This window comes from Bacteroides muris (ex Afrizal et al. 2022), assembly GCF_004793475.1.
In the GTDB taxonomy this organism is placed as follows: domain Bacteria; phylum Bacteroidota; class Bacteroidia; order Bacteroidales; family Bacteroidaceae; genus Bacteroides; species Bacteroides muris.
The window spans coordinates 21,169-30,183 of sequence record NZ_SRYZ01000043.1 but is presented as its reverse complement, the minus strand read 5'-3'; the positions used below and the strand labels follow the sequence as shown (position 1 = coordinate 30,183).

Annotated in this window: 12 protein-coding genes; all 12 read left to right on the top strand. The window is 40.0% G+C overall.

Annotated features, from left to right (window positions below; translation table 11 throughout):
• Positions 1–85: 85 nt before the first annotated feature.
• The 12 genes from E5355_RS15015 (at position 86) to E5355_RS14955 (ending at position 9,014) form a co-directional block, all read left to right on the top strand.
• Entirely contained in the window at positions 86–292 is a 207-nt protein-coding gene (locus E5355_RS15015; RefSeq protein WP_118940814.1) for a DUF3873 family protein, read from the top strand.
• A gap of 108 nt (positions 293–400) precedes the next feature.
• Positions 401–853 (top strand): hypothetical protein, encoded by a 453-nt coding sequence (locus E5355_RS15010; protein ID WP_117880698.1) that lies wholly within the window; start codon positions 401–403, stop codon positions 851–853.
• 594 nt (positions 854–1,447) lie between these two features.
• Positions 1,448–1,753 carry a hypothetical protein gene (locus E5355_RS20015; protein WP_246866973.1) on the top strand — a complete coding sequence of 102 codons (306 nt, stop codon included), beginning with the start codon at positions 1,448–1,450 and terminating at the stop codon, positions 1,751–1,753.
• A complete protein-coding gene (locus tag E5355_RS14995) occupies positions 1,731–2,447 on the top strand; it encodes a ParB N-terminal domain-containing protein (RefSeq protein WP_117880694.1) in 717 nt (238 codons plus the stop codon). Before E5355_RS20015 ends, E5355_RS14995 begins: the two co-directional genes overlap by 23 nt.
• A 36-nt stretch (positions 2,448–2,483) precedes the next feature.
• Positions 2,484–2,885 carry a hypothetical protein gene (locus E5355_RS14990; RefSeq protein WP_117880693.1) on the top strand — a complete coding sequence of 134 codons (402 nt, stop codon included), beginning with the start codon at positions 2,484–2,486 and terminating at the stop codon, positions 2,883–2,885.
• Positions 2,882–4,150: a PBSX family phage terminase large subunit gene (locus E5355_RS14985; RefSeq protein ID WP_136010977.1), complete on the top strand. Its 1,269-nt coding sequence runs from the start codon at positions 2,882–2,884 to the stop codon at positions 4,148–4,150. The genes E5355_RS14990 and E5355_RS14985 overlap by 4 nt, the downstream gene beginning before the upstream one ends.
• An 11-nt stretch (positions 4,151–4,161) precedes the next feature.
• Positions 4,162–5,655, top strand: coding sequence for a phage portal protein (locus E5355_RS14980; protein ID WP_136010976.1), 1,494 nt, complete (start codon positions 4,162–4,164; stop codon positions 5,653–5,655).
• Between the two features lie 149 nt (positions 5,656–5,804).
• Positions 5,805–6,044 carry a DUF4160 domain-containing protein gene (locus E5355_RS14975; RefSeq protein ID WP_005824559.1) on the top strand — a complete coding sequence of 80 codons (240 nt, stop codon included), beginning with the start codon at positions 5,805–5,807 and terminating at the stop codon, positions 6,042–6,044.
• A 6-nt stretch (positions 6,045–6,050) separates the two neighbouring features.
• Complete coding sequence (locus tag E5355_RS14970; RefSeq protein ID WP_005837049.1) at positions 6,051–6,464, top strand: DUF2442 domain-containing protein; 414 nt, start codon at positions 6,051–6,053, stop codon at positions 6,462–6,464.
• 164 nt (positions 6,465–6,628) lie between these two features.
• Positions 6,629–7,282 carry a hypothetical protein gene (locus E5355_RS14965; RefSeq protein WP_005837051.1) on the top strand — a complete coding sequence of 218 codons (654 nt, stop codon included), beginning with the start codon at positions 6,629–6,631 and terminating at the stop codon, positions 7,280–7,282.
• 2 nt (positions 7,283–7,284) lie between these two features.
• Positions 7,285–7,881: a head fiber protein gene (locus E5355_RS14960; RefSeq protein WP_136010975.1), complete on the top strand. Its 597-nt coding sequence runs from the start codon at positions 7,285–7,287 to the stop codon at positions 7,879–7,881.
• An 11-nt stretch (positions 7,882–7,892) separates the two neighbouring features.
• Positions 7,893–9,014, top strand: coding sequence for a hypothetical protein (locus tag E5355_RS14955; protein WP_136010974.1), 1,122 nt, complete (start codon positions 7,893–7,895; stop codon positions 9,012–9,014).
• Position 9,015 lies beyond the last annotated feature (1 nt).

Genomic DNA, 9,015 nt, shown 5'->3' with positions numbered 1-9,015 from the left:
TGGGCCAAATTTATTTAATGTTTAACTAGTCCCTATTTTTTATGGGACACTAATGATTGAATGCAAAACATTAAATATAGTGATTATGAACTCAATAAATGAAAACGGTTGCAGCGTATGCCAACCCGGTAAAGAGAATTATTGTACCTACAACACCAGGTTGAGAGGAAAAAGAGTGAGAATGTACCAGTACGACTACCGTACTGATAGCGGTGAACTTTTTGCTTGTTGTGCGCCTACCTTAGAGGCATGCAGAGAAAGACGGGATAAATGGCTTAGTTCACGACAATAAGCCGATTGTCGTGTATAACGATTGAAGATATTTCGTTATCTTTGGTTGTGGTAGTACCTTTGGGGTACTATCTTTTTTATAGTATAAATTTAAAGATGATAGAATAGTATGAAGATTAATTATAAAGGTCAAGAGATAGAAGCGTATTCGCTTGTAATGAATAGAAACAACGCTTTAGATATTCTGAACGGTAAAAAGTGTATAGAAACTCGTATGCTCAGCTCTAAATATGAGAAAATGTTCACGGACTTCAATCAGATTGAGGAAAATGAAAAATTGAGAAAGGCTGGGCGTGAAGATGAATGTCAGTCTATTTTGAGAACGGATATAGAAGCTATTCATTTTTATAGTACCGGTGCACCGTGGACACTTGATGTAGCAATTGACGAGATAGGTATAGGTGAAGTGACAGAAGAAGGTATTAAGTTCATGCATGATGAATTTGATTTCCATGATTTTGATGAACAATTAAAAGAGTTCAAGAAGAATCCACCGAAAGAGTTGCCATTATTTTACTACTTACATATTTGTGAAATCATAAGCCATTCAGGTTTGAAATAATATAAGCCACTTGGGTGGCTTTGTTTATTTAGTAAAAGGATTGTTTAATTTAAAATTAAAGATTATGCCAGAAACGTATGCAACAGATGCAAGTGGTCAAAAGTATCGTACCCGAAAAGATTATGAAGCCGGACGATTTCAATCTATGGGGCGAAATGCAGCTCAGCGAGCAAGAATTAATCGTAGGGTAGGCGGTAGAGTTGTTTAATGATGGATAAAGCAATAGATATAATTAAAGAAGTTGCTTTAAAGGCTGATAGGGTTATATTGTTTCACTCGGCATCGGGCAAGGACAGTATAGCCCTTTTGGACCTAATATCACCTTATTTCAAAGAGGTCGTTTGCGCCTATATGTATGTTATAAAAGACTTGTCTCATATCAATCGTTATATAAATTATGCTTGCAGTAAATATCCAAACGTGAAGTACATTCAGATACCTCACTTTGCGGTCTATTCATTTAGGCGTATTGGTTACTTAGGATGTATTAAGAACGAGAAGCAGAAACTATACAATATGGCTCAACTTACGGATATTATAAGGGAGAAATATAATATCGAATGAGCCTTCTTTGGATTTAAGCAGTCTGATTCAATGAATAGACGTTTAATGTTACGTACATATAAGTTGAACGGTATTAACGAAGTGCAAAAGAAGTGTTATCCCTTATCTGAATATCGGAACAAAGATGTATTGGAGTACATTAGTCGAAAAGGTCTAATCAAACCCGAATCATATGGAGGAAAACATCAATCATCCGGCACTGACATAACGGATATTAATTACTTGTTATTTCTTCGTTCTAAATATCCATTTGATTTACAAAAAGTTATAAATGAATATCCATTGGTAGAACGGAAATTATTTGAATATGACTATGAAAGAGCTAAAACAAAGTGAAACAAGAATTATAAAACGCTCTCAAATAAATCTTAATCCGATTAACCCTAAAAGGCATTCGGACGAGAAAGTAAAGCTGCAAAAGAAAAATTTGCAGAAAATTGGTTTTCTTGGTGGTATTGTATGGAATGAAAAATCGAGGAATCTGATTGACGGGCATCGAAGGATTAAGGCAATGGACCTGCACTACAAATACGATGGTACATCTAAAACGGATTATGATGTAAAGGTTGAAGTCGTAGCTCTTGACGATAAGGCTGAGAAGGAACAGCTTACATATATGGCTGTAGGAAATACAAAGCCGGATATAGACCTTATAGCTGGCTACATTTCTGATATAGATTATACGAATGTCGGCTTGGACATTGGGGAATTGAATGATATTCTTTCCATAAACACAGAAATGCCATCTCAGTTAGATTTTGTGGATGATTTATTGTCCCCTCTGCCATCATTTGACGAAATTGAAACTCCCTCTGCGGATGAGAAGACTTATGATGAAAAGAAAGAGCACATGAAAGCCATTAAACAGCAAGTAAGAGAATTGTCAATAGAAAGACAGCAAAACGAAGAAGCTTATATTACATTGTCTTTTTCTTCTTACAACGCTAAAGAGGATTTTTGCGATTTGCTTGGTATCAGCACAGATGACAAGTTTGTAAAAGGGGAAGATGTATTAAAATTGATTAAGTGACGAAAGTAACAAATACGCGCGCACGTACACAAGGATATGGCTAAGAAACCTAATATAGAAGATTTTAGAAAGATTCTCCGCAAATCTGGTGGAAATCTGACTAAGGTTGCGGCTACGTTTAAAGTAGCTCGGAAAACTGTATATCAATGGGCGAAAGAAGATGTTGAATTTAAAGATGCTATATCAGATGAGCGCGGGGCGTTGGTTGATGAATGTTTGGTTTCTGCCCGTGTTCTTGCATTGGGTATTCCTGAAAAGGATAAAGATGGAAATTTCGTGGGTTGGCGTGAACGTCCAGACGGCTATATGATTCGTTATTTACTTTCTACATTAGGGAAAAGCGAAGGTTTTGGGGAAGAATCAGAAGATGCTGATATTCCAACAGACATAGAGCACGGCATCAACATTGATTCCTGGATTAAAGACAAGCTGAAATGATAGTACCTCAAGAAATTTACCATCCATTATATGAGGATAAGGAAAAATTTATAATTCTTATCACCGGTGGGCGTGGTAGCGGAAAGTCTTTCAATGCTTCTACCTTTATTGAGCGGTTGACTTTTGAAATGACTCCCGTAGAGAAGATAGTTCATCAGATTCTTTACACCCGTTACACGATGGTTTCTGCCGGTATGTCTATCATCCCCGAAATGATGGAGAAGATAGATTTGGACGGTACCACGAAATATTTCAAGACCACAAAGACGGACATAGTCAATAAGATGACTAAGAGCCGTATCATGTTCCGGGGTATCAAGACTTCTTCCGGGAACCAGACAGCAAAACTGAAATCCATTCAAGGCATTACGACTTTCGTCTGCGATGAAGCGGAAGAGTGGACAAGCGAAGATGAGTTCGACAAGATAATGCTCTCCATCCGTAAGAAAGGGATTCAGAACCGGATTATCATCATTATGAATCCTTGCGATTCCAATCACTTCATCTACAAGAAATACATTGAGAAAACTCACAAGCTGGTAGAGATTGATGGTGTGCAGGTTCAGATTTCCACTCATCCGAATGTGCTCCACATTCATACGACTTACTTTGATAATTTGGAGAATCTTTCACCGGAGTTTCTAAAAGAGGTAGAGGATATAAAGGTGAGTAATCCTGAAAAGTATGGTCATGTGGTTATCGGCCGGTGGGCTGACGTTGCAGAAGGTGCTGTGTTCAAGAAGTGGGGAATTGTGAAAGAGTTCCCGCAGGAATGCAAAAAGGTAGGAATAGGGCAGGACTTCGGCTTTACTAATGATCCTTCCGCTGCTGTAAGATGTGGCATTATTGATAACCGTTTGTATGTTGATGAACTTTTCTATGAAACGGATATGCTTTCGTCGGCTATTGCCAATAGGTTAAAGCCTTTCTCTATGAAAGTTTTTGCCGATTCGCAAGACCCTCGATTGATTCAAGAGATAAAGAACAGAGGCGTGAATATCTGTCCGGTAGATAAGTTTCCCGGCTCCATCAAAGCGGGTATTGATAAGATTAAAGACATGGAGTTCTTTGTAACAGAACGCTCTTACAATATTATTACTGAACTTCGGAAATATGTTTGGGATAAAGATAAGGATGGAAACTACATCAATGAGCCAGTAGATGAATATAATCATTTGATGGATGCCATTAGATATTATGTATTGGGTTGTTTGCTTGGACGCATTTTGAAGCCGAAAGATTTAACTGGAATATTCACACACTAAAAATATAAGCTATGCCATTGAATTTAGAAGAAATATTAGCATTGCCCGATATCGGGCAGAAGATAAACTACCTGAAGAAAGGTAGGAAGACTGAACTTCCCGACTGTTGTAAACTTTGGGACGATTGGAATCCGGAACGCCATGAAATTATGGTTGACAAAAAGAAGTATCCGGACAGAAAGGTTCTTGAAAAAGAAGCTGAGAAACACTTCGATGAAAAAACTGGTAAGACTTATGAAATCGAAGCAAAGTATAAGACTGAACCGGTGAACCGTATTTCCATTCCATTGGAACAGGATATAGTGAATATTCAAACTGCTTTCACGGTCGGCACAGAACCGTCTATGGATTGCACTCCGACTGATGATGATGAAAAGAAGCTGCTGGATGCGGTAAAGGCTGTATTTAAATCCAACAAAATCAAATACCAAAACAAGAAGATTGTCCGTGCCTGGCTCTCCGAACAAGAAGCGGCAGAATATTGGTATGTTACCGATGATGATTCGTTTTGGGCAAAGTTTTGGAAGAAAGTTAAGACTACGTTCGGTGGCAAGGTCAAGCCCACCAAGAAACTGAAAAGCGTGTTATGGTCTCCATTCAGAGGTGATAAACTATACCCGTTCTTTAACGATGAAGGTAAAATGATTGCTTTCTCACGTGAGTATAAAAAGAAGCTCATGGATGATTCGGAGGTCACCTGTTTTATGGCTATTACGGACAAAATGGTTTATCAATGGGATTTATCTAAAGGATATGAAGAAAGAACTCCTTTTGCTCATGGATTCCCCAAATTACCGGTTCTCTATGCCTACCGTCCTGAACCTTATTGCAAAAAGATAAAGGCTTTTCGGGTTCGGTTGGAGAAATTATTATCCAATTATGCAGATTGCATCGATTATCATTTCTTCCCTTTATTGAAACTTATCGGTGACGTGGAGGGTTTCATGGGTAAGGTTAAGGATAGAATGGTCAAACTTACAGGTGAAGGTGCGGATGCCCAGTATCTGACGTGGAACCAAGTTCCGGATACGGTACGTTTTGAAGCAGAAACACTCACCAATATGGCTTATGATATGTCAAACACTCCAAGAATATCCTTTGAGACGTTGAAGGGGGTAGGCAAAGCATCAGGAACCGCTTTCCGCTTTATGTTCATGGGTGCACACATGGCGGTAGAAAATCACGGTGAGGTTATCGGCGAGTTTTTACAGCGGAGAGTAAATTTCATTGTTTCCGCTTTAGGCTCTATCAATCCAACCGAGTTTAGCAAGGCATCGCAGACCATTGACATAGAAACAGAACTGGTTCCATATATGATTGATGATTTGAATGATAAGGTGACTACTGCCGTTTCCGCTGTCAGTGGTGGAATTTGGTCAACCCGTGAAGGTATCATGTTTGCCGGGAATGCTGATAGGGTAGAAGAGGAGCTTGCAGAAATCAAGGAGGAGCAAGCGGCAAAGAATGAGCAAATCGGAAATAAGGGACAGAAAAATGCCTCTTAGTCAGAAAAATTATAGGGATTATAATTTTAGTACAAGAAAAATAGAATATTTAGCGGCAACATCAAAGAATTGCCGCTAATTTTTTGCTTGAATAGTTGTAGGTAATTAAATAATTACCTATATTTGTAGGGTAATCAATAGAGAAAGGTATGCCAACGATATTTATTTTATTTGGTTTTCGTTTTATGTTTTACGCTAATGACCATGAGCCTATACATGTTCATGTAATCAAAGGGGATGTAAGTGCTAAATTCACTTTATTTCCAGTTACATTAATCAAAAATAATGGCTTGAAGTCATCTGAACTGAAACTTGTAGAATCAGTTATAGAAGAAAATCAAGAAGTAATAGCAGAGCATTGGAATAAATTTTTTAATAAATCAAAATAAGTGGTTATGGAAAATATCATAGTTGAAAAGGTATGGTTGACTGATACGGAGGTATGGATACGTACCACTGACGGGAAGGAGGCATGTGAGAAGTTTTCAGATTTCCAAAGGCTGAAATGGGCTACTCCTGCGCAGCGCGCAAATTTCACAACGAGCCATGACGGAATACATTGGAGAGAGCTTGATGAAGATTTGAGTTTTGAGGGATTCTTTCGGGAAAGGAAATCTAATCCTCTTTATGATTTATTTATAGCTCATCCTGAATTGAATGCTGCTGCCATAGCACGACGTTTAGGTATTTCTCAGAGTTTGTTTGCTCAATATGTAAGCGGAACAAAGAAGCCGTCTAAGAAACGTTTTGAAGATATTATAGAAACAATACGTTCAGTAGGGCGTGAATTAATGGCTGTACCGGCATAAGTTACAATACTTTATTTAGGCGTGATTCCATTCGGTTTCACGCCTTTTTTATACCATTTTACGACAATCGTTTCATTGTCGTGTATCACCTATCTGATTATTTCTCACCTTCTTTATTAATAACGAAATTTACCGTAGAAATTTATAAATCAAATTCATACGGTATGACAATCTTAGAACAAATCTTGGCAGGGCTGCAACAGAAGTTTACTGGGGTGGACACTGCTATCTTAACCCGAATTGCCACTAAGAAGGCAGAGGGTGTAACGGACGAGACAAAGGTAAACTCCATTGTTGAGGGTATCAGCTTCTCGGACGTGCTAAATTCCTATGGTGATTTCCGTGCCGGGGATGCTTCCAAGACCGCAGTTTCCAACTACGAGAAGAAACATAACCTTAAAGACGGTAAGTCAATTGAGAATCCTAATCCCAATCCTAACCCTAATCCGAAGCTGGAAGATAAGACGGACGACATGGCGGCTATTATTGCTAACGCAGTGAGTGCAGCCGTTAAACCTCTTTCTGATAAGCTCGCTCAATTCGAGACAGAGAAGTTACAAGCTACCCGGCAGGAGCAGATTATGGCAAAGGCAAAGGAGTATGGTATTCCCGAAAACTACGCCAAACGATGCGCCATCAAGGACGATGAGGACTTGGACGCATATTTCAAGGACTTGAAGCAGGAGTTCGCAAATGACGGCTTCAAGGGCGTAACCCCTCCCGAAACGGCAGAAGAGAAGATTGAGAAAGAATCTGAATCTATCGCTAAGATGATTGACGAGGGAACGAAAACTATTGTTGAACAAAACAAGAATTAATTATGTCAGCAGGATTTAAGTATGACTTGGTTCCGCCCGTTGAGCAAGAGGAACGCTACGATGTCCAGACCGGTATTCGTAGACGTGGTCCGTTCAAACTCGACACGCAGAACCTGGTCGTGGGAAGTTTTCTTCCCGGATTTACACCGATTTGTGCGGACTTGAAAAACAAGTTCGCTTATGCGGTAATCAATGTGGAAGTAGTGGAAGCATACGCAACCGGTGATACTGCATTGTCCATTAAGGTAGCCAAGAACTCTTTGGCATACGCGGGTATGTTCATCGGAAGTGGTACGAAAGGTGCGGAAGTAACGGCTATTGACAAGACCAACAAAGTGTATGATGTATTGACTATCAAGGCTGCTTTTGGTGAGGACATAGCCAGAGATACGGTACTCTTTGAGGCGGTTGCAGTTGATGGTTTAAAGCAAAAGTATGTGGCTAATTCGGCTCTGTTTAACCGTACAAAGGTTGAGGACGGAATCACATTGGTTTCATTGCTTCGTACAGCCGCAGAAATTGAACCCTCAAAATTGGTTATGCCGTTCTCTGAGAACGATAAAGCCAACATGAAGGGATGGTTTGAGTTTAACGAGTAAGGAGGTAGGATATGTTTTTAACGATTCAAACATTATTCGATGATGCGAACATTGTTTCCGCTATCATCAGACGTGTGAACCAGACACGCAAGGACACAATCTATTGGCAACAGTATCTTACTTTCCGTAGAGTGACTACTCGTGTGTTCAAAGACTATATCGGTTCTGTAACCGGAGTTATGGCTGGCTCCATCAATTCGCGTTTTGGAGAAAAGCCCATTCGTGAACGCAGGAATATCGGTTCCGGATATGGTGAGATTGCCTATTTGGGTGATGCTTATCAGATGTCTATTGACCGTCTTTCCGAATTGCAGGATTTGATTGACAAGTTCAATGCAGCTAAGCCAGCCGACCAAAAGGCTGCAATGGAAGAGATTGTAAACTTCCTGGCAGACGACTACCGTCAGATTACCCTTGCCGCTCACAAGCGTATGGATATTATTATCGGTGCATTACTTATGACCGGTGAAGCTACCGTTTACAATAAGGATGCTGCAATCACTTCCGGTCAGACCAATAATAAACTGTTGGAGATTGCTCTTCCGTTCAACTTTATCAAGCCGACAAGTGGCGATGTGGTTGTGGACGGAAAGAATATGTTCATCTCTTATTTGAGAGAGAAACTCCATTCCTTGGCACCGGACTATGGCGTTTATGCCAAGATGGTTATGACTCGTGCATCTTTCAACAAGCTTATTCTTGGTTCATCCGAATTTGGTGAGCAGTACAAGATGATTCTCGGCAGCAACGAAATGAAGTTGAGTACGGGACTGGTTTCCTCTTCTTTGGCTTCCGAAGTGTTCACCGGCATCGGTTTGCCGCGTATTGAAATCAAGGAGGACTACGTGAAAGACCAGACGGGAAAGAATGTGCAGATTTACGCGGATAACCGTATTACTCTGTTACCTTCTGACAACATTGGTTATATGCGCCATCATACCCCGTATGAAGCGACAGACCCAGTACAAGGACGTACTTATATCCCGTCAGAGGGGCAGATGCTTATCTCCAACTACCGTGACAAAAACGGTCGCTACATGGAATATACGGCAGAGTGGATTCCGCAGATTTCCAATCCAGATTTGATTACCAATTTCGATTTGAGCGAAATTGCATCCATTCAATCAGCATAAG